Here is a 20,071-nt window from a genome sequence, read left to right on the forward strand (position 1 = left end):
ATGGGCGGGTGGAATGAAGTGGCACGTCAACTGCCAGGAAAAAAGCCAGCGTTCGGTATTGTCTGAATTTGCCTGCTTCCTTTCCATTCGCATCGGCAGTCCACCGAACATGCCGAAATTCGTTCGCGGCGGCAGGTACCACCTGGACCGCGCCCACCGGGCCGGGACGGCCGCCCCGGGGGACCGGGAGCCGCACTCCCGACGTCACGGGCACACAGCAGGGGAGTTCGTGCGCTGATGACCATTGACCACGAGAGCGTGCCGAGGCCGGGCGGATCCATGGCCGCCGCCCGCCGGCCCGCCACCGGAGTCCTGGACCGCCCGGCCGCCGCCGGACCGGCCCGGACGGCCCAGGCGATCGGCCGCCACCGCCGGCCCTTCCGCTCCCGGCTCGCGCTGCCCGCCGCGCTGGTCACCGTGGACATCCTCGCTCTCGGCGCCGCCGCCGCCGTCGGCACCGCCACCCTCGGCGCCACCGGCCGCGACCGGCCGCTGCTCGCCACCAGCACCCTGCTGGCCCTGCTGCTGGTGCTCAACCTCGCCGGCGGCCTCTACCGCACCCGGCTCAGCCTCTCCGCCCTGGACGAACTCCCCGCCCTCGCGGCCCGCTCCGTGGTCGCCACCGCCTTCGCCGTCACCGTGGCCGGCTGCCTCGACGGCCGCTGGCCCGACCGGGGCACCGGCACCCCGGTCCGCCTGCTCACCCTGCTCGGCGTCTTCCTGCTGCTCGCCAGCTGCGGCCGGGCCGTCTCCTACCACCTCATCCGCCGGGCCCGCCGCCGCCGGCCCAGCCCCGTCCTGCTGCTCGGCGCCGGCCAGCTCGGCCAGTGGGTCGCCGCCGCGCTCACCGAGCGCCGCGAGTACGGGCTGCGCCCGGTCGGCTTCCTCGACCCCGACCCGGTGCTGACCGCCGAGGGCACCGGGCTGCCCGTCCTCGGCGGCCGCGAGGCGCTGGAGCGCGAGGTCCGCCGCCACCGCGTCCACCACGTGCTCGCCACCGAGGGCGCCGCCGACGGGACGGAGACCGCCGCCGCCCTGCGCGAGGCCGCCCGGCTGGGCTGCCAGGTCTGGCTGGTCCCCGCGCTGCGGGAGTACGGCTCGCTCCCGGCCGGCCCCCGCCCCCGCGGCGGCGACCACCTCTGGGGCTTCCCCTGCCTGCGGATCGGCCGCCCCGCGATGCGCCGCCCCGGCTGGGCCGGCAAGCGCGCCCTCGACATCACCGCCGCCGCCCTCGGCCTGATCGCGCTGGCGCCGGTGCTGGCCGCCTGCGCGCTGGCCGTCCGCTTCGACACCGGCTCGGGCGTGCTCTTCCGCCAGCAGCGCACCGGACTCGACGGCCGGGTCTTCACCCTGCTCAAGTTCCGCACCCTGCGGCCCAGCAACGAGCACGAGTCGGCCACCCGCTGGAACATCGCCCAGGACCACCGGATGGGCGCCGTCGGCAAGCTGCTGCGCCGCAGCTCCCTGGACGAGCTGCCGCAGTTGTGGAACATCCTGCGCGGCGACATGAGCCTGGTCGGCCCCCGGCCGGAGCGCCCGTACTTCGTGATGCGCTTCGGCCAGGCGTACCCCGAGTACGCCGACCGGCACCGCGTCCCCGTCGGTCTCACCGGCCTCGCCCAGGTCAACGGCCTGCGCGGCGACACCTCCATCGAGGACCGGGCCCGCTTCGACAACCGCTACATCGAGAGCTGGAGCCTGTGGCAGGACGTCAAGATCCTGCTCCGGACGGCAGCCCTGATGCTCCACCCGGACGGAAGCTGACCACCGTGGCCCTGACCCTTCCCGCCGCCCCCGGACCGGCCGCGGCCTTACGCCGGGCGGGCGCCGCGCTGTCGGCCCGGCCGAGCCTGCTCGCCGCCGCCACCGTCCTGCTGGTCTGCGTGCCGACCGGGGAGAAGGACGTCGCCGCCGCCGTCCACGTCACCCCGGCCGACCTCGCCTCGCTGGCCCTGGTCGCCCTGCTCGGGCTCGACCTGCTGCGCGGCCGCACCCCCCGGATCGGCCGGACGGCCTGCGTCCTGTTCGGCGCCGTGGTGCTGGCCGCCGCCGTCGCCACGGTCGGCTCGATCGACCCGGTCGCCGGCGTCACCGGGTTCGTCCGGCTCGCCCAGGTCTTCGTACTCGTCCCGGCCGCCGTGCTCTGCGTCCTGCGCGACCGCACCGACCAGCGGCTGATCCTCGGCTCCTTCGTGCTCGCCGCGTTGGTCCAGGGCGTGGTCGGCGCCCACCAGTACCTGACCGGCACCGGCGCCTCGTACACCGGGCAGCCGATCCGGGCGGTCGGCACCTTCGGCGCGCTGGACATCATGGCGATGTCCAGCGTGGTCAGCTACGGCCTGCTCGCCGCGCTGGCGCTGGCCATGGCCGAGCGCGGCCCCGGCGGCGACGCCCGGCTGCGCCGGGCGATGTTCGCGGCCGCGGCGTTCCTGGTGTTCCCGCTCGCCGTGTCGTTCAGCCGGGGCAGCTGGATCGCCACCGGCATCGCCGCCGCCGTGCTGCTGCTGCGCTGCGACGCCCGGCTGGCCCTGCGGAACGCCGTGCTGGCGCTGGCCGCCGCGGTGGTGCTGGTGGGCGGCTTCGGGGTCGGCGCCTCCGGCGTCACCGCCCGGCTGAGCAGCATCGGTTCCGTCTCGGCGGCGCCCGACCAGTCGGTCAGCGACCGCTACGACCTCTGGGGCACCGCCGAGCGGATCTGGCAGGACCACCCGGTGACCGGCGCGGGCCCCAAGGCCTTCCAGCAACTGCGCGACAGCCACGCCCCCTTGCGGCTCTCCTCGGGCAGCGACGCGGAGGACACCAGCATCGGGTTCACGCGCGAGCCGCTGCTCTCCCCGCACAACATGTACTTCCTGGTGCTCAGCGAACAGGGCCTGCTCGGGATCCTCGCGTACGCCGCGCTCTTCCTCGGCCTGCTGGCCGGCTGCCTGCGCCGGGCCCGGGGCACCGGGACGGCCGCCCTCGCGCTGCTCACCTGGGTGCTGGTGGACTTCCTCTACGCGGACATCGGGGGCACCACCACGGTGCTCACCTCGATCGTGCTCGGCCTCGCCGCGCGGACGGCGCTGCCGGCCGCCCCCGGACGGGCCGCCGGGCCGCTGCCCGCGCCCGGCGTCCCGGTCCCGTCCGCCCGCCCCCGGCCCGCCCCGGCCACCGCCCGCGCCGAGGTGCCCGCCCCGTGAACGGCGACCCACCCGCCCGGACGGTGGCCGCGCCGCTGCCGCCGGCCCGCGCCGCCGAACCCCGGCCCGCCCCGGCCGGGGCCGCCGCGCCCCCGCCCGCCCCGGCGGGAGCGCCGAACCGGCGCGGCTTCCTGGTCAAGGCCTTCGGCGTCACCGCCCTGCTGAGCGCCGCCGGATCCGCCCTCGGCCTGCTCCGCGACCTGCTGCTGGCCCGCTTCTTCGGCGCCAACCAGGGCACCGACGCCTTCCTGGTGGCCTGGACGGTGCCCGAGACGGCGGCGCCGCTGCTGATCGAGGACGCGATGGCCTTCCTGATGGTGCCCGCCTTCAGCCTGGCCCTGGTGCTCCGCGAGGAGAACCCCGAATCGCCGGACCCGGTACGCCAGTTGGTCCGGGCCACGCTGCCCTGGCTGCTGGCGGCACTGTGCGCGCTGTCGCTCGGCGCCGCCCTCGGCGCGCCCCAGCTGGTGCGGCTGCTCGCCCCCGGCCTGCCCGATCCGGGCCTCGCCGTCACCTGCACCCGGATCACCGCGCTCACCATCCTGCCCTTCGGCCTGGCCGGCTACCTGGGCTCGGCGCTGCGCGCCCACCACAACTTCACCGCCCCGGCCGGCATCTACGTGGCCTACAACCTGGGCATCCTGGCCGTACTGCTGACCTGCAACGCGATCTGGGGGGTCCGGTCGGCGGCGATCGGCGTGGCGGTCGGCAGCCTGCTGATGGCCGCGCTGCTGGTGGGCCCGTTCCTGCGGCGGCTGCGCGGCCGGGGCGCGGGCCAGGCCGGGCCACGGCCGGGGCGCGGGCGGGGGCCGCAGCCGGGCGGCCTGGTCCTCATCCCGCTCGCGATACTCCCGGTCGCGGTCTTCACCCTGACCCGGCAGGCCCAGGTCTTCGTCGAGCGCTACCTCGGCTCGGGCCTGCCGCCCGGCACCATCTCGCACCTCAACTACGCCGCCAAGGTCTCCCAGCTCGCCATGACGGCGGCCATCCTGATCTGCACGGTGACCTTCCCGCTGGTGGCCAGGGCGCTGGCGGCCGGCGACCTGGTCACCGCCAGGGACCGGGTGGAGAAGGACCTCGGCCAGGCCACCGCCGTGGTGCTGGCCGGCACCGCCTTCCTGATGGCCTGCGCGCCCTCCGTCGTGGCGCTGCTCTTCCAGCGCGGCGCCTTCGGACCGCAGGACACCGCCGCGACCGCCGCCGTCATCCGGGTCTACAGCTTCGGCCTGCCCGCTCAGGCCCTGATCGGGGTGATGGTCCGGCCGTACTTCTCGGTCCGCCCGGTGGTCCGCCGGGCCGGCGACCGGCGGCCGGACGACGGCGGCCGCCGGCTGCTCGACTGGTACCCGGCCGCCGCGATGCTGCTCGGACTCGGGGTCACCGTCGTCGTCGGACTGCTGGCCACCCCGGGCTACGGCGCGCTCGGGCTGGCGGCCGGCAACGCGGCGGGCATCACCGCGACCGCCGCCCTGCTGCTGCGCGGACTGCTGCTGCGCGGCATCGCCGTCCGGACGGGCCGGGTGCTGGCCGGCCAGGCCCGGCTGCTGGCCGCCGCGGTCGGCGCGGCCGCGGCCGGCGCCCTCGCCGCCGGGGTGCCCGCCGACCCGCTGCTGTCGACCCTGCTCGGCGGGGTGACCGTGGCCCTGGTCTTCGCCGCCCTCGGGACGGGCTTCGGCGCCGCCGAGGTGCGTGGCCCCGTGCTCGCCGCCGTCCGGGCCCTGTGCCCGCCATCCATCGCCGATGAAGGGAAGCTGCCCCATGGACGCTGAACGGGGCCCGGTCCGCCCGGTCCTGTCCGATCCGCGCCGTCGCCCTGCCGGCGCGCCGCAAACCGTGCCGGACGGCGCCGGCCGGCGGGCCCCCGAGGCCCGGGCCGGCCGCCTGCCCTACCCGAGGCGGCCGCTGCCCGCGGCCCGGCCGGGCTCGCCCTGGGCGCCGTGGATCCTGATGTACCACTCGGTGGCCGTCGAGAAGGACGACCCGTACCTGCTGACGGTCAGCCCCGGCCGGTTCGCCGAGCAGATGAACTGGCTGCACCGCACCGGCCGCCGGGGCGTCTCCACGCGTGAGCTGATGCGGGCCCAGGCCGAGGGCCGGGCCGAGCGGCTGGTCGGGCTGACCTTCGACGACGGCTACGCCGACTTCGCCCGGTACGCCGTCCCGGTGCTCCAGCAGTACGGCTTCACCGCCACCGCGTACGTGGTGCCGGACCTGCTCGGCCGGGTCAACGACTGGGACTCCGACGGCCCGCGCAAGCAACTGCTGACGGTCGACCAGGTGGCCGGGCTGGCCGCCGCCGGCTGGGAGATCGGCTCGCACGGGCTGGGCCACCGGGCGCTGCCCGGGCTGCCGGCCGACCAGCTCGCGATCCAGACCAGGGAGAGCCGCCGCGCGCTGGAGGAGATGGTCGGCGGCCCGGTCACCGGCTTCTGCTACCCGTACGGGGCGGTGGACCTGGCCGCCACCCTCGCCGTCCGCGACGCCGGCTACGACTACGCCTGCGCGATCGCGCACTCCCCGCTGACCGGCCGCTTCGCACTGCCCCGCTGCTACGTCGGCGACCGCGACGGCGGCTGGCGGCTGCGGGCCAAGCGCGGCCGCCACCGGCTGCGCGACACCGTCACCGGGCTGCGCCGCGGCCGGCTGGCCGAGCGGCGCGGGAGGTCCGGGCGATGAGGGTGCTGCACATCGTCACCGGCCTGGCCTCCGGCGGGGCCGAGCGCCAACTGCTGCTGACCGTCCGGAACCTGCCCGCCCACCAGCACTGCGAGGTGCTGACGCTGACCAACCCCGGCGCGGTGGCCGGCGCGCTGCGGGCGGACGGCGTCCCCGTCCACGACCTCGCGATGCGCGGCAACCGGGACGTCGGCGCGTTGCCCAGGCTGGTCCGGCTGATCCGGGCCGGCCGCTACGACCTGGTGCACACCCACCTCTACCGGGCCGGGCTGTACGGGCGGCTGGCCGCCCGGCTGGCCGGGGTGCGGGCGGTGGTCGCCACCGAGCACTCGCTGCACCCCGGGGTGATCGAGGGCCGCCCGGTCACCCGCGGCGTCAAGGGCCTCTACCTGGCCGCGGAGCGGCTGGGCCGCACCACGGTCGCGGTCTCCCGGCAGGTGGAGGGGACGCTGCACGCCTGGGGCGTCCCGCCGGCCCGGGTGGAGCTGATCCCCAACGGCATCGACGCCGCCCGGTACGCCTGGCCGGCCGGGCAGCGCGCGGTGGTCCGGCGCCGGGTCCGGGACGGCCTCGGGCTGCCGCAGGGCAGCTGGGTGATCGGCGCGGTCGGCCGGCTGGTGCCCGGCAAGCGCTTCGACGTCCTGCTGGACGCGCTGCGCGAGCTGGACGGGCCCCGGCTGGTGCTGATCGGCGAGGGCCCGGAGCGTCCGGCCCTGGAGCGCCGGGCCGGGCGGCTCGGGGTGCGCGGCCGGGTGCTGTTCACCGGCGAGCGCGACGACGTGCCCGACCTGCTGGCCGCCCTCGACGTGCTGGCCGCCCCCTCGACCGAGGAGACCTTCGGCCTCGGCGTGCTGGAGGGGCTGGCGGCCGGCCTTCCCGTCCGGCACAGCGCCTGCCCGGCCCTGGACGAGCTGCCCCCGGCGGCGGCCCCCGGCGCCCTGCGGATCCCCTCCGACCCGGCCGCCTACGCCTCCGCCCTGCGTGAGCTGTACGACCTGCGGGCCACGGGCACCCGCCCGCTCGCCCCGGCGCCGGCGGTGGCCCGCTACGACGCCGCCCGGGCCGCCGCGGAGCTGGGCGCCCTCTACGACCGACTGGTGCCGCGCCCCGCGTCCGCACCCGCCGGCGCCGCCCGCGGCGCCTGAGCACGAGCCCGTTTCCCTACGTTCCCGTCACCTCCGGCCCACCCGGGCCGGCCGACCCCCTGGAGCCCCCCGATGTCCGAACTGCGTCAGAGCGCTCGCCAGCTGGCCCGCCGCTGGTGGCCTGTGGCCCTCGCGGTGCCGCTCGGCGCCGCGGCCGGCGCCGGGTACGCGACCGTCGCGCACCCCGTGTACGCCGCCAACGCCTACGTGGTGGTGGTGCCGCAGACCCCGGGGGAGGGCGCGAACGCCGTCAACTTCGCCCAGGCGTACGGCCGGCTGGCCGGCCAGCCGCAGGTGCTCGCCCCGGCCGCGGCGGCCAGCGGGCACACCACCTCGGAGCTGTCGGAGCTGGTGCACGGCACCACCTCCCCGGACGCGCCGATGATCGAGATCACCGGCACCGGCCCGGCGCCGAAGGAGGCCGCGACGGCCGCGGACGCGGTGGCCAAGGCGCTGGTGGCCTTCGCCAACCCGAGCACGCCGGAGACCGGGGTGAAGCTCGTCCCGCTGGCGGCGGCCGCCGCGCCCGATCGGCCGACCTCGCCGTCCGCGCAACTGGACGTCGCGGTGGGCGGCGCGGCCGGGCTGCTGATCGGCGCCCTGGTGATGATGACCCGCCGGCGCGACGACGACCCGGCCGCCGCACCGGCGGGTCAGGCCCTGCCCGTCGCCGCTGCCGCCCAGGCCGTGCCCGTGCCGGGCCCGGCGGCCGCCGGGGAGACCGCCGGGCGCGCCCGGGGCAAGGAGCAGGCCGCCGAACCGGCCACGAGCACCCGGTGACCGCCGACCTGGCCTCGGCGGGCCTCCCGGCGCAGGCGGCCGGGCCGCGCTGGAGCACCGAGATCCGCCGCGACGACGAGGCCCTCGGCGCCCTCGCCGCCGAGTGGGACGACCTGGCCGCCCGCTGCCGCACCGCCACCTCCTTCCAGAGCGCCGCCTGGCAGGCCTCCTGGTGGCGGAGCTACGGTCGGCCGGGAGCCCTGGTGGTGGCCTTGGTCCGGCGGGACGGCCGGCTGGTCGGCGCGGGCGCCTTCCAGCGCCGGGCCGGCCTGCTGGGGCGGCTGTCCGGCGGGCTGACCGGCCTGGGCGGCGCCCTGATCGACTTCACCGACGTCCTGCTGGACGACGACTGCGCGGCGCGGGCCGCCGCCGAGCTGGCCGCCGTACTGCCGCTCAGCCGGCCCTGGCACAGCCTGGAACTGCGCGAGGTGCACCCGGACGCCGCCGCCCAGCAGCTCTTCGAGCACTGGCGGGGCGCCCGGCACCGGCTGCCCGACTCGCTCTGCCAGTACCTGCCGGCCGTCCCGATGGAGGAGCTGCTCAAGCGGCTGCCGGGCCGGACCGCCCAGCGCAGCCGGGTGAAGCTGCGCCGGATCGCCGAATCGGGCGTGGAGTTCCGCTCCACCCCGCCCGAGGAGGTGCCGGAGGCCGTCGCCGGACTGCTGCGGCTGCACTTCCTGCAGTGGCAGCAGCGCGGTGTCACCCCTGAACACCGCTCCGAGCGCTTCGCCCGGCACCTGACCGAGTCCACCACCGGCCTGGTCGCCGCCCGCCGGGCCGCCGTGCACCAGTACTGGCTGGACGGGGAGTTGGTCGCGGTGAACCTGCTGCTGCTCTCGCCGGCCTTCGGCGGCCTCTACCTCTACGGCGCGCACCCGGCGCTGCGCGAGCGGCTCGACATCGCCGGGCTGCTGTTCGGCGCGGCCCTGGACGAGGTGGTGGACGCCGGGATCCCGGTGCTGAGCCTGCTGCGCGGCCAGGAGCCGTACAAGCAGCGCTGGCGCCCGGACGCGCTGGCCAACCAGCGGCTGCTGCTGGGCCCCGGCCGGCTCGCCCCGGCCGTCGCGGTGCTGCTGCTCGCGGCCCGGGCCAGGCGGACCGCGGTCGAGCTGCTGCGCTCGCGGCTGCCCCGCCTGAAGGAGGCGCTAGCGGCCCGCCGCCGGAGCTGAGGCCGGAGCGGCAGCCGGGGCCGGAAGGGTCCCGGCCGGAGCGGGGACGCCCGGAGCGGGCACGGGGGCCGGGGCGGCCGGGGACGGGCCGGTCGCGCCCCTGGAGCCGCTCATCAGCTGCTTGAACACCGCGCTCGACCGCGGGTTGCGGTCGCACCCCCAGAAGCCGTGCGGGCAGTAGTCCGTCACGGTCTGGTAGCTGGTGTCGTGGGTGCGCATCCACTCCACCATCCGCCGGACGTACTCGGGGTTGTCGCCGTTGCGGAACAGGCCCCATTCCGGGTACGAGACCGGCTTCCCGCGCCGGGCCGCGAACTCGACCTGGTCCTGCAGGCCGTAGGGCTCCGAGACGTACTCGTCGAAGGTGCCCCCGGCGGGCTGGTCGTAGCTGTCCATGCCGATGATGTCGACCACGTCGTCGCCCGGGTAGCAGCGCGTCCAGGGGATGGCGTCCAGGCCGCGGTTGGGGGTGAAGTCGAATCGGAACCGCTGCCCGGGCACCGAGCGCATCACCGTGACGATCCGCCGCCAGTAGGCTTTCCAGGCGGTCGGGTCGGGCTTGCAGCGGTGGGTGTAGGTGACGCCGTTCATCTCCCAGCCGAGGGTGAGCACGGTGTCGTTGCCGCCCAGCGCGACCAGCTTGCGGGCCAGTTTGAGGAAGTGCTGGTCGAAGTCCCCCTTGGCGCCCTGGGCCAGCAGCCGGGCGACCTCCGCGTCCGGGACGCCGCCCTCGCTCGGCACCAGCATCGGCACGCCGAGCACGAGGGTGCGCGCGGGGTCGGCCTGCCGCCACTGCGACCAGAGGCCGAGCACCACCGGCTCGCCCTCCACGTCGCCCCAGCTGTTGCCGGCCAGGTAGGTGTGGCCGACCTGCAGATTGGCGTTGCCGAGCCACTGGGCGTAGCGCCCGATCTGCGGGATGTACCGGTCCCAGGAGCCGACGAAGGCCCCGAACGGGGGTTCGTGCCGGGGCTGTTGGGTGGCGGGCCGGGGGGCGGCCCCGCGCGGTGCGGCCGCGTCGGCGGAGAGGGCCGAGCCGGGCCCGTCCCGGTCGGGCGCGGGGCCGGCCGGGACGCTCGCGGTGGTCAGCATGAGCAGCGCGGCGGCGGCCAGGGCGAGCCGGCCTGAACGCATGGTCTCTCCTCGTGGGCCTCAAGGCCGGGCCCGGCAGAGCGGGCCCGCGATTCTGACACTAAGCCCACAAGGCGTCAGAAAACCCCAATGTCACCCTAAAGTGGACGCCGTTCGAACTCCCCTTCCGGGCCTGGGGGAGAGCGGGCCGCGGAGCCGCCGGAGCGCCGCCGGACCCCGTCCGGGAGCCGCCGCGAAGGGCCCGGAGCGGTGCCGCTCCGGGGCCGGGAACCGCGCCCGGGCGCGGTGCGTCTGTGTACCACCTCTGTAACAGTCCGCCGGCCCGCCGCGGCCCCGCGGGCGCGGGGCCGCGATCCGCCCGCCCGCCCGGCGACACCCCTGACGGCGCAGGTCGCCCGACGCGTCCGGAGACCTCGCGGACGACCCCCGTACGGGTGTCCGTCCTACGGACGGCCGATGATGTCCGGCTGACTCGCGGGGTGAACGGAAGGTACGCTCCGCCCGTGTCCTGGAAGCCGCTGCGTGTTCTCACCCCCCGTTCGATCCTCCCTGCCCTGGCGGTCCTGCTGGTGCTGCTGGCGGGCGCGGCCGCGCACGCCAACAAGCCCGTCCCGTTCGGCGACCGGGTGGCGGAGCCGGGCGGCGCGGACGCGAGCCCGGTGACCGCGCAGTCGCTGGACACCGCCGGGCTGGAGCTCAGGGTGGGCCCGGGCCTGGAGGCCTACGACCCCGCCAGCGGCGAGCACGCCTGGTCCTACCGCCGGGAGGGCGCGACCGCCCTCTACCTGGCGATGGCCGGCGACGACGCGGTGGTGCTCTGGGACGACGGCCTGGTCACCTCGGTCCGCCCGAGCGACCACGAGGTGCGCTGGCACCGCGCCGTGCCCGGTCTGGCGGAGTGGCTGCGCGGCGAGGGCGAGCCCGGCGCCGCCCAGCGCACCGAGACCCAGCGCAAGCAGCTTGCGGTGGAGCGCGCGGCCATCGCCCTGTACACCGTCCCCCAGGCCAGCCCCTGGGTGGCGGTGGTGACGCCGGGCCTGACCATGGGCTTCCGCGACGCCGACGGTGATCTGCGTTACAACGACCGCCCGGCCGGCAACTGCGCCTACGACCCGCTGCGCACCGTGCGGACCAACTACGCGGTGCTGGTCCCGCGGACCTGCACCGGCAGCAGCAGCAACAACCACCAGGCCTTCGGCGGCATCACCGGCTACCGCCTGGACAGCACCAACTGGCAGCTGGCCACCGGCCCGGCCGTCGCGATGCGGGCGCTGGACGGGCAGCGGGTGCAGATCGAGGACGGCCCGATCCTCGGCAGCCGGGTCTTCGACACCAAGGCGGCCGCCCCGGAGTCGGCCTGCGGCAGCCGGACCGAGGCCTTCGCGGCCGTCCGCCCGCAGGGCGCGTGCGCCGAGCCGGCGGCCAACCCCGGCCCCTGAGCCCGCCGCCCGGGCCCCCGCCGCGCGCCCACCGGGTGCGCGGCGTGCGCCCGTCGTGCGCCGCTCGGGCACGTATTGCCTTCGGGCCTTCGCGCGGCGCCCGGTAGACTGGTCCGCATGGCTGACTTCTCCGGGCACTAGCGGGCGGGACGGCGAGCCGATCGGTGCACCTCAGCGTGCGTCCGACGGCCGTCCGTGTTCCGTGACGCCGCCCCCTCACCCCCGCCGCCGCCCCGGCCCGGTGTCCCCAGCCCCTGGGGTTCGCCGGTCGCCCGCGCCCGCCCACGTCCCAGGAGTACCCAGCCATGATTTCCGCGAACGCCCTCGAACTGCGTGCCGGCGCCCGCGTCCTGATCGAGTCCGCCAGCTTCCGGATCGCCCCCGGCGACCGGATCGGCCTGGTCGGCCGCAACGGTGCCGGCAAGACCACCCTCACCAAGGTGCTGGCCGGCGAGGGCATCCCGGCCGGCGGCACGGTGACCAACTCCGGCCAGGTGGGCTACCTCCCGCAGGACCCGCGCACCGGCGACCTCGACGTGCTGGCCCGCGACCGGATCCTCTCCGCCCGCGGCCTCGACACCGTGCTGAAGAAGATGCGCGAGAACGAGGAGCGGATGGCGAACGGCAAGGGCGCCACCCGCGACAAGGCGATGAAGAAGTACTCCAACCTGGAGACCGAGTTCCTCACCAAGGGCGGCTACGCCGCCGAGGCGGAGGCCGCGACCATCGCCGCCGCGCTGGGCCTGCCGGACCGCATCCTCGGCCAGGAGCTGCACACCCTCTCCGGTGGTCAGCGCCGCCGGGTCGAGCTGGCCCGGATCCTCTTCTCGGACGCCGACATCCTGCTGCTCGACGAGCCCACCAACCACCTCGACGCCGACTCGATCGCCTGGCTGCGGGACTTCCTGAAGACCTACAAGGGCGGCTTCATCGTGATCTCCCACGATGTCGAGCTGGTCGAGACGGTCGTCAACAAGGTGTTCTACCTGGACGCCAACCGGGCCGCGATCGACATCTACAACATGGGCTGGAAGCAGTACAAGCAGCAGCGCGAGGACGACGAGAAGCGCCGCAAGCGCGAGCGCGCCAACGCCGAGAAGAAGGCCGCGACCCTCAACTCGCAGGCCGACAAGATGCGCGCGAAGGCGACCAAGACGGTGGCCGCGCAGAACATGGCCCGCCGCGCCGAGAAGCTGCTGGCCGGACTGGAGCAGGTCCGGGTCTCCGACAAGGTCGCCAAGCTGCGCTTCCCGGACCCGGCCCCCTGCGGCAAGACCCCGCTGATGGCGGAGGGCCTGTCGAAGTCGTACGGCTCGCTGGAGATCTTCACCGACGTGGGCCTGGCGATCGACCGCGGTTCGCGGGTCGTCATCCTCGGCCTGAACGGCGCCGGCAAGACCACCCTGCTGCGGATGCTCGCGGGCGTGGAGGAGCCGGACACCGGCGAGGTGATCCCCGGACACGGTCTGAAGATCGGCTACTACGCCCAGGAGCACGAGACGCTGGACCCGGAGCGGACGGTGCTGGAGAACATGCGTTCCTCCGCGCCCGACACCGACCTGGTGCAGATCCGCAAGATCCTCGGCTCCTTCCTGTTCTCCGGCGACGACGTGGACAAGCCGGCCGGGGTGCTCTCCGGTGGTGAGAAGACCCGTCTCGCGCTGGCCTCGCTGGTGGTCTCCAGCGCCAACGTGCTGCTGCTCGACGAGCCCACCAACAACCTGGACCCGGCCAGCCGCGAGGAGATCCTCGGCGCGCTGCGCGAGTTCAGCGGCGCCGTCGTCCTGGTCACCCACGACGAGGGCGCGGTCGACGCGCTCCAGCCGGAGCGGATCATCCTGCTCCCGGACGGCGTCGAGGACCTCTGGAGCCCCGCCTACGCGGACCTGGTCTCGCTGGCCTGACCGTTCGGCCACCTCGGGAGCCCCCGCATTCGCGGGGGCTCTTCCCATGGGCGCGCCCGCCCGGTGACCCCGGGGCCCTCGGGCATCCGCCGCTGCGGCCCGCCGCCATGACCGCAGGGTGACGTCGGGTGGACGCGGGGTAGTCCATCGGTACGAGAAGAACTAGTCCTCCCGGTGTGTCCGGGAATGAAGTGGTCGGGGATTCCGTTTGTGTGGGATCTCGTAGCCCTGGCGTCGCCCCGCTGCCGGGCCGGCCGTGCTGATCAGCTCTTTCGCCGCCGGGACGGTACTCGGAGCAGGGGCGCGTGCACCCAGCGTGAGCGCCGTCGTGCGGGGCGATCACCACCGGCGAGCAGTCCTTCCGTACATCCACCTTGTCGAATGGGTGGCCAGGACGCGGTCGATGGGTGATCATGGGAATCTGACCGAGCAACGCTACGAGGAGGCACGGGTGGCCGAGACTCTGAAAAAGGGCAGCCGGGTGACCGGTGCCGCGCGTGAGAAGCTCGCGGCCGATCTGAAGAAGAAATACGACTCCGGAGCGAGCATTCGCGCGCTGGCGGAGGAGACCGGTCGCTCGTACGGCTTCGTGCACCGCATGCTGAGCGAGTCCGGAGTGATTCTCCGGGGCCGCGGCGGTGCCACGCGGGGCAAGAACAAGGCTACTGCAGGAGCTGGTTCCTGACATTACGTCATGCCGGGCGGCGGTGCGACCGTTGAGCGGACCCGAAAGGGGGGTCGTGGTCGCCGTGCCGGAAGCTGCGCGCAGGAGCGCGGTCGAGGATCAGGACGTATCGGCGGCAGGGCGCCGGCCGGGGGGACGACGTGAGGGTCGTCCGCCCCCGGGCCGGGCGAACCGGCCGCCGATCGCCATGTCCGGGTCCTTCCGGCTCCTCCTGGCCGCTCCCGGCGCCTTCCGGTCCGGGGTGCGACCCGCTCCGGACCGGCCTGCGGGGTGCCCCTGCCGTCACCGGCGCAAGTTTGTTACTCTCCGGTAGCCGACCGGGCGGGCCGTCCTGCCGCCCGCCGGCCGTGGTCCGCCGCCACCCCTTCGGCGGCGCGTCCCCACGCGTTCCCTTCACCGCCGGAGGTGCCCCATGACCGCTCCCGCCACCGACCCGCAGGCCGAGGCCTGGGAGCAGGACGGCGTCCGACTGGAGATCGACGGCGACGTCGCCCTGGTGACGCTCTGTCAGCCCAAGCGGCGCAACGCCCAGTCGCCGGCGATGTGGCGCGCGCTGAGCGCGGCCGGCCGCGAGCTGCCCGGCACCGTGCGGGTGGTCGTGCTCCGGGCCGAGGGCGTCTCCTTCTCCGCCGGCCTGGACCGTGCCATGTTCACCCCCGAGGGCCTGCCGGGCGAGCGGAACTTCATCCAGCTCGCGGCCGCCGAGGACAAGGACCTCGACGACACCATCGCCGGCTTCCAGGAGGCCTTCACCTGGTGGCGGCGCCCCGATCTGATCAGCATCGCGGCCGTTCAGGGGCACGCGGTCGGCGCCGGGTTCCAGCTCGCCCTGGCCTGCGACCTGCGGGTGGTCGCCGAGGACGTCCAGTTCTCCATGAAGGAGACCTCGCTCGGGCTGGTCCCGGACTTGGCCGGCACCAAGCCGCTCACCGAACTCGTCGGCTATGCGAGGGCGTTGGAGATCTGCGCGACCGGTCGCTGGGTCGGCTCGGAGGAGGCGGTGGCCACCGGGCTGGCCAACCTGGCGGTGCCCGCCGCCGAGCTGGACGGCGCCGTCCGCGACCTCGCGGCCGCCCTGCTGGCCGCCCCGCGCAACGCGGTGATCGAGACCAAGGCGCTGCTGCAGGGCGCCGGTGCCCGCTCCTACGACGAGCAGCGTTCGGCCGAACGGGTGGCGCAGGCCCGCCGGATGCGGGACCTCGCCGGTATCGGCGACTGACCCGTCGCACGACCGGGCGCGGCTGGCGCGCCTTGGTCGACCGCGGACGGCCCGGCCCCGGGTGGGGCCGGGCCGTCCGTGCTTTCCGGGGGCGGGTTACGTGGCGGAATGCCAGAGTTGGGGTGATTTGCGATATAGCTGGACACGCAACGACAGGAGATCCCCCATGGCTGACACGCCGACGCCCGCAGCCCTGCACAAGACCGCCCCCGCCGGCAGCCCCACGTCCTCCTCCGGGTCGTCCGGGGTGTCCGCCCCCAAGGCGTCCGCCGAGCGCGGGCGCACCGCGCTGGCCGTCGGTGTGGTGGAGAAGATCGCCGGCATGGCCGCCCGCGAGATCCCGGGCATCCACGCCCTCGGCTCGGGCCTGACCCGGACCTTCGGCGCGATGCGCGACAAGGTGCCCGGCGGCAAGTCCAGCATGGGACGCGGCATCAAGGCCGAGGTCGGCGAGAAGCAGACCGCGATCGACATCGCCCTGGTCGTCGAGTACGGCGTGGTGATCCCCGAACTCGCCACCCAGGTACGGGAGAACATCATCTCCGCGGTGGAGCGGATGACCGGCCTGGAGGTGGTGGAGGTGAACATCGCGGTCAACGACGTCCACCTGCCCGACGAGCCGGACATCGAGGAGGAGGACGAGAGCGGCTCCACCGGTCAGCGGCCCAAGCTGCAGTAGCCCTACCGGCCCGACGGCCGCCCCCGGCCCGACCGGGCCCGGCCCGAACAAGCCAGACCCACCCGGACCCGACCCACCCGGGATCGAACCGGACCCGACCCCGGACCCACGAGGCCCCGGAGACACGAGGAGCAGCGGATGAACCTGGCCATCGTCGGCCTGGTGGCAGGAATGGCCCTCGGCTTCGCCGGCTACTTCGGCGGCTTCGCCGCCTTCCTGCTGGTGGCCGTCCTCGGTGCGGTCGGGTTCGTGGTGGGCCGGTTGCTGGAGGGCGACATCGACCTCGGTGACCTGGGCGACATGCTGCGCGGCCGCGACCGGCGCCGCTGATGCCCGCCGTCCTGGCGCCGGGCCGCGGCCGGCGGGGCAGCCTGCGGGTCGCCGACCGGGTCTTCGTCAAGGTGGCCGCCCGGGCCGCCCGCGACGCCCTGGGCGTCGCCTGCCCCGGGCTGCCCGCACCCGGCACCCCGCCCCACGTCTCCGTCTCGGTGCCCGGTCGCACCGCCACCGTCCGGGTCGGCGTGGAGCTTCCCTTCCCCTCCGACCTGGCGGCGCTGGCCCGCATCGTCCGGGACCGGGTGGCCGAGCAGGTCGCCGCCCTCACCGGAACCCGGGTGGTCGAGGTGACGGTGCTGGTCGAGCGGCTGCTGCCGGTGACGGGCGGGGAGTGAGATGACCCACCCGGTGGGGAGGCGGCCACGATGACCGGACCGCGCAACGAGCCGGCCGGCGGGCCGGAGCAGGAACCGCCGGGCGGGCCGGAGCACCGGCCCGTCGAACCCTCCGCCGACGGCGCGGAGCCGGCCCCGGGCACCGGCGCCGGCTCGGTGCCGGTGCCGGTGCCGGGCACGGGCGCGACCGCCTCGTCCGCGGCCGGGCCCCCGGCCGGCCCGCCCGCCGAGCCGGTTCAGCCCTTCGAGCCGGGGGAGGGGGAGCGGTCGGAACCGGAGCCCGGGCCGCCGGCCGGCGACCGGACCGGCAGGCGCACGGCCGCCGGAGCCGCCCGGGCGGTCCGGGGCCGCCGGGAGAAGTCCCCCAGGACGGCCCCCACGGCGGTGGTCGTGGTGGCCGCGCTGGCCGTCTGCGGGCCGCTGCTCTACGACGTGATCGCGGTCCGGGCCGGCCGGCGGGCGGCGTACTGGCGGACGGAACTCGCCGACCAGCTGGCCACCCACCACCTGGACGACCTGTGGGTGCTGCTCGGCGCCGGCGCCGCCGTCCTGCTGGGCGGCTGGCTCCTCTGGCTGGCCTTCGCCCCCGGACTCCGCCGCTGGCTGTCGCTGCTGCCCGCGGCGACCACGGACGCCATGATCGACCGGGCCGGGGTCGGCGCCCTGCTGGTGGCACGGGCCGACGAGGTGCCCGGGGTGGAACGCACCACCGTCAGGATCAACCGCCGGCGGGCCAGGGTCACCATCGAGGGACCCGCCGACCCGGCGGCCGTCCAGCGCGACCTGGCCGCCGAGCTGGACCGGATCGCCCTGGCCCGCCCGCTCCGGCTGGAGGTGCTGACCAGCAGGATCGGCGCGGGGACACCCCGGACGGGAGGACGAACCCGATGAACCACTCCGGAGTCAACCGGGTGGTACTGGCCCTGGCCGGCCTGCTGCTGCTCGCCGTCGGCCTGCTGGTGCTGGCCGGCGGGCTCGACCTCTACCGGCACCTCGGCCTCGACATGCCGGACGGGTGGCCGCTCACCTCGCCCGACCAGCCGCTGCTGAGCGATTCCGCCCGGACCCGCCGGACCGACGAGGGCTGGTGGTGGCCGGTGGTGATCGGCGGCCTGTCGCTGATCGTGGTGCTGGGGCTCTGGTGGCTGGTCGCCCAGCTCCGCCGGCCGGCGCCGAGCAGCCTGGCGCTGCCCTCCCCGGGCACCGGGCTGCGGCTGCGGCTGCGGACCAAGGCGCTGGAGGAAGCCCTGGAGTCCGGCACGGACGGCCTGCCGGGGGTCGAGCGGGCGCGGATGCGGGTGGTGGGCCGGCGGACGAAGCGGCTGGCCGTGCAAGGTTCGGTGCTGCTCTCGCCGGGCGGCGACCCGGCGGCCCTGGTCGAGGACTTCGACGCGGGCCCGCTGGCGCAGGCCCGGGCCAGCCTCGCGCTGACCGCCCTGCCGGCCCGGCTGCGGCTGCGGGTGGCGGCCAGGAAACCGGCCGCCACCCCCAAGCACCCCCGGGTGATCTGAGCCCCCGGGGCCTGCGGGCGGGTCAGAGCCCGCGCAGGGCGCCGCCGTCCACCGGGACCATCACGCCGGTGAGGTACGAGGCGGCGGGGGACAGCAGGAAGGCGGCGACCTTGCCGAACTCCTCGGCCGTCCCGTAGCGGCCGAGCGGGATCGCGGCACTGGCGCGGGCCCGGGCCGCCTCGGCGTCCCCGCTCAGCTCGTCCAGCTCGCGCACCCGGTCGGTGTCGATCCGGGCGGGCAGCAGGCCGACCACCCGGATCCCGCGCGGGCCCAGCTCGTCCGCCAGCGACTTCGCCGCCATCGCCAGCCCCGGCCGCAGCCCGTTGGAGACGCCCAGCCCGGAGATCGGCTCGCGGACGGAGCCGGACAGCACGAAGCCGATCACCCCGCCCTCGCCCAGCTCCGCCGCCGCCGCGCGGGCGATCCGCAGGGCGCCCAGGAACACCGACTCGAAGGCCGCCCGCCAGGTGTCGTCCTCGGCCAGCACCACCGGGCCGGCCTTCGGGCCGCCCACGCTGATCAGGACGCCGTCCAGCCGCCCGAACGCCTCCTGGGCGGCCTCGACCAGCCGGGCGGCCGCGGTGGGGTCGGCGTTGTCCGCCACCACGCCGTGCGCGTGTCCCTCGCCGCCGAGCCCGGCCACCGCCTCGTCCACCGCGGCCTGCGAGCGGCCGCTGACCACCAGCCGGGCACCGTCGGCGGCGAGCTCCCGGGCGGTGGCGAAGCCGAGCCCGCGGGTGGCGCCGGTGACCACGTACACCTTGTTCTTCAGTCCAAGATCCATGGACGGCATTCTCCCCCGTCCGGAGCGGGCCCGGCGGCCTTCCGGGGGCGGTCTGCCGCGGGTCGTCCCGCCGCCGGCCCGCCGCCGGCCGCCACCGTCCGCCGGGCGGGGCTGGCGTTGACGTCAGGGTCAAGGTCTACCGTCGGTCACGGCGGCACGGCGCGGCCGGAGGGAGTACGGGCATGCGGATCGGTGAGCTGGCCAGGCGGGCGGGGACGACCACCCGGACGCTGCGGTACTACGAGTCGCGCGGGCTGCTGCCGGCCCGGCGCAGCGGCAACGGGTACCGGGCGTACGGGGAGGACGATCTGCGGCTGCTGCGGCAGATCCGGTTGTTGCAGGACTTCGGCTTCGGGCTGGAGGAGACCCGGCCGTTCGTGGAGTGCCTGCAGGCGGGGCACCCCGAGGGCGACACCTGCCCGGCCTCGTTGGAGGTCTACCGGCGCAAGCTCGCCGAGCTGGACGAGTGCATCGAGCGGCTGCGGGCCGTCCGCGCCCAGGTCGGCGAGCAGCTGTCCCGGGCGGAGCGGTCCCGGTCGGAGCTGGCGGACGCCGCCGATGCCGCGCCCTCGCCGCGCTGCGAGCTGGCGCACGAGCGGATGCCGGCGCCGGAGTAACGGCCGGGCGGGCAGGCACGCAGGCACGCACGCAGACAGGCACGCAGACAGACAGGCAAGCAGTCAGTCAGGTAAGCGGACCGGTGGCCAGGTGGCCGCCCGCAGAAGGGAGATCAGGATGACTCAGGCAGCAACGGTTCAGGCGGCAGGAGGCACGGTCGTGACCGGGGTGGCGTCCGTCACCGACGAGTCGTTCGCCGCGGAGGTGCTGGGGGCCGAGGGCCCCGTCCTGGTGAAGTTCACCGCGGACTGGTGCCCGCCGTGCCGGATGGTCGCGCCGGTGCTGGCCGAGATCGCGGTGGAACTGGCCGGGCGGCTCAAGGTGGTGCAGCTGGACGTGGACACCAACCCGCGGACGCAGGCGGCGTACGCGGTGCTCTCGATGCCGACGCTGATGGTCTTCCGGGACGGTGAGCCGGTGAAGTCGATGGTCGGGGCGCGGGCCAGGGCGAGGCTGCTGCGCGAGCTGGCCGACGTGCTCTGAGCCGTCGGTGCGGCCGGTCCGCGGGACGCGGTCC

20 protein-coding genes are annotated in these 20,071 nt (G+C 75.7%); 18 read left to right on the plus strand and 2 right to left on the minus strand.

The genetic code is table 11. From position 1 onward, the window contains the following. Positions 1–237 precede the first annotated feature (237 nt). The 7 genes from J2S46_RS28970 (at position 238) to J2S46_RS29000 (ending at position 8,952) form a co-directional block, all read left to right on the plus strand. Positions 238–1,764 (plus strand): sugar transferase, encoded by a 1,527-nt coding sequence (locus J2S46_RS28970; RefSeq protein ID WP_229912671.1) that lies wholly within the window; start codon positions 238–240, stop codon positions 1,762–1,764. 5 nt (positions 1,765–1,769) lie between these two features. After that, entirely contained in the window at positions 1,770–3,182 is a 1,413-nt protein-coding gene (locus tag J2S46_RS28975; RefSeq protein ID WP_229912670.1) for an O-antigen ligase family protein, read from the plus strand. After that, the gene (locus J2S46_RS28980; protein WP_191289836.1) at positions 3,179–4,951 is read left to right on the plus strand and encodes a lipid II flippase MurJ; all 1,773 of its coding nucleotides are present in this window, start codon (positions 3,179–3,181) and stop codon (positions 4,949–4,951) included. Before J2S46_RS28975 ends, J2S46_RS28980 begins: the two co-directional genes overlap by 4 nt. Next, the gene (locus tag J2S46_RS28985; RefSeq protein ID WP_229912669.1) at positions 4,941–5,858 is read left to right on the plus strand and encodes a polysaccharide deacetylase family protein; all 918 of its coding nucleotides are present in this window, start codon (positions 4,941–4,943) and stop codon (positions 5,856–5,858) included. Before J2S46_RS28980 ends, J2S46_RS28985 begins: the two co-directional genes overlap by 11 nt. After that, complete coding sequence (locus J2S46_RS28990; RefSeq protein ID WP_191289835.1) at positions 5,855–7,003, plus strand: glycosyltransferase; 1,149 nt, start codon at positions 5,855–5,857, stop codon at positions 7,001–7,003. The genes J2S46_RS28985 and J2S46_RS28990 overlap by 4 nt, the downstream gene beginning before the upstream one ends. Positions 7,004–7,075: 72 nt before the next feature. Next, complete coding sequence (locus J2S46_RS28995) at positions 7,076–7,783, plus strand: Wzz/FepE/Etk N-terminal domain-containing protein (protein ID WP_191289834.1); 708 nt, start codon at positions 7,076–7,078, stop codon at positions 7,781–7,783. Further along, entirely contained in the window at positions 7,780–8,952 is a 1,173-nt protein-coding gene (locus J2S46_RS29000; protein ID WP_229912668.1) for a GNAT family N-acetyltransferase, read from the plus strand. Before J2S46_RS28995 ends, J2S46_RS29000 begins: the two co-directional genes overlap by 4 nt. Here the strand turns inward: J2S46_RS29000 and J2S46_RS29005 are convergent. Continuing rightward, a complete protein-coding gene (locus J2S46_RS29005) occupies positions 8,929–10,086 on the minus strand; it encodes a glycoside hydrolase family 26 protein (protein WP_191289833.1) in 1,158 nt (385 codons plus the stop codon). The two genes, J2S46_RS29000 and J2S46_RS29005, sit on opposite strands and share 24 nt — an antisense overlap. 461 nt (positions 10,087–10,547) lie before the next feature. On the opposite strand from J2S46_RS29005, the gene J2S46_RS29010 reads away from it, so the two are divergent. From J2S46_RS29010 to J2S46_RS29050, 9 genes are all read left to right on the plus strand, one after another. Further along, the gene (locus J2S46_RS29010) at positions 10,548–11,483 is read left to right on the plus strand and encodes a PQQ-binding-like beta-propeller repeat protein (protein WP_191289832.1); all 936 of its coding nucleotides are present in this window, start codon (positions 10,548–10,550) and stop codon (positions 11,481–11,483) included. A 305-nt stretch (positions 11,484–11,788) separates the two neighbouring features. Further along, positions 11,789–13,387 carry an ABC-F family ATP-binding cassette domain-containing protein gene (locus tag J2S46_RS29015; protein WP_190208679.1) on the plus strand — a complete coding sequence of 533 codons (1,599 nt, stop codon included), beginning with the start codon at positions 11,789–11,791 and terminating at the stop codon, positions 13,385–13,387. 451 nt (positions 13,388–13,838) lie between these two features. Continuing rightward, positions 13,839–14,072, plus strand: a complete 234-nt coding sequence (locus J2S46_RS29020; protein WP_030059940.1) for a helix-turn-helix domain-containing protein — start codon at positions 13,839–13,841, stop codon at positions 14,070–14,072. 412 nt (positions 14,073–14,484) lie between these two features. After that, positions 14,485–15,291 carry an enoyl-CoA hydratase/isomerase family protein gene (locus J2S46_RS29025; protein WP_191289831.1) on the plus strand — a complete coding sequence of 269 codons (807 nt, stop codon included), beginning with the start codon at positions 14,485–14,487 and terminating at the stop codon, positions 15,289–15,291. A 166-nt stretch (positions 15,292–15,457) separates the two neighbouring features. Next, positions 15,458–15,970 carry an Asp23/Gls24 family envelope stress response protein gene (locus tag J2S46_RS29030; RefSeq protein ID WP_191289830.1) on the plus strand — a complete coding sequence of 171 codons (513 nt, stop codon included), beginning with the start codon at positions 15,458–15,460 and terminating at the stop codon, positions 15,968–15,970. A gap of 138 nt (positions 15,971–16,108) precedes the next feature. Beyond that, the gene (locus J2S46_RS29035) at positions 16,109–16,300 is read left to right on the plus strand and encodes a hypothetical protein (RefSeq protein ID WP_073928784.1); all 192 of its coding nucleotides are present in this window, start codon (positions 16,109–16,111) and stop codon (positions 16,298–16,300) included. Continuing rightward, positions 16,300–16,641 carry an Asp23/Gls24 family envelope stress response protein gene (locus J2S46_RS29040; RefSeq protein ID WP_191289829.1) on the plus strand — a complete coding sequence of 114 codons (342 nt, stop codon included), beginning with the start codon at positions 16,300–16,302 and terminating at the stop codon, positions 16,639–16,641. The genes J2S46_RS29035 and J2S46_RS29040 overlap by 1 nt, the downstream gene beginning before the upstream one ends. Before the next feature lie 30 nt (positions 16,642–16,671). Continuing rightward, a complete protein-coding gene (locus J2S46_RS29045; RefSeq protein ID WP_191289828.1) occupies positions 16,672–17,532 on the plus strand; it encodes a DUF6286 domain-containing protein in 861 nt (286 codons plus the stop codon). After that, the gene (locus J2S46_RS29050) at positions 17,529–18,152 is read left to right on the plus strand and encodes an Asp23/Gls24 family envelope stress response protein (RefSeq protein ID WP_191289827.1); all 624 of its coding nucleotides are present in this window, start codon (positions 17,529–17,531) and stop codon (positions 18,150–18,152) included. Before J2S46_RS29045 ends, J2S46_RS29050 begins: the two co-directional genes overlap by 4 nt. 22 nt (positions 18,153–18,174) lie before the next feature. On the opposite strand, the gene J2S46_RS29055 is transcribed toward J2S46_RS29050, so the two are convergent. After that, on the minus strand, positions 18,175–18,936 hold the full coding sequence (locus tag J2S46_RS29055; RefSeq protein WP_191289826.1) for an SDR family oxidoreductase: 762 nt from the start codon (positions 18,934–18,936) through the stop codon (positions 18,175–18,177). A 182-nt stretch (positions 18,937–19,118) separates the two neighbouring features. On the opposite strand from J2S46_RS29055, the gene J2S46_RS29060 reads away from it, so the two are divergent. Together J2S46_RS29060 and trxA are read left to right on the plus strand one after the other, a co-directional pair. Next, a complete protein-coding gene (locus J2S46_RS29060) occupies positions 19,119–19,553 on the plus strand; it encodes a MerR family transcriptional regulator (RefSeq protein ID WP_191289825.1) in 435 nt (144 codons plus the stop codon). Between the two features lie 118 nt (positions 19,554–19,671). Then, positions 19,672–20,037, plus strand: a complete 366-nt coding sequence (gene trxA, locus J2S46_RS29065; RefSeq protein WP_307351632.1) for a thioredoxin — start codon at positions 19,672–19,674, stop codon at positions 20,035–20,037. The last annotated feature ends 34 nt before the right edge of the window (positions 20,038–20,071 follow it).

The sequence above is a fragment of the Kitasatospora herbaricolor genome, from assembly GCF_030813695.1.
In the GTDB taxonomy this organism is placed as follows: domain Bacteria; phylum Actinomycetota; class Actinomycetes; order Streptomycetales; family Streptomycetaceae; genus Kitasatospora; species Kitasatospora herbaricolor.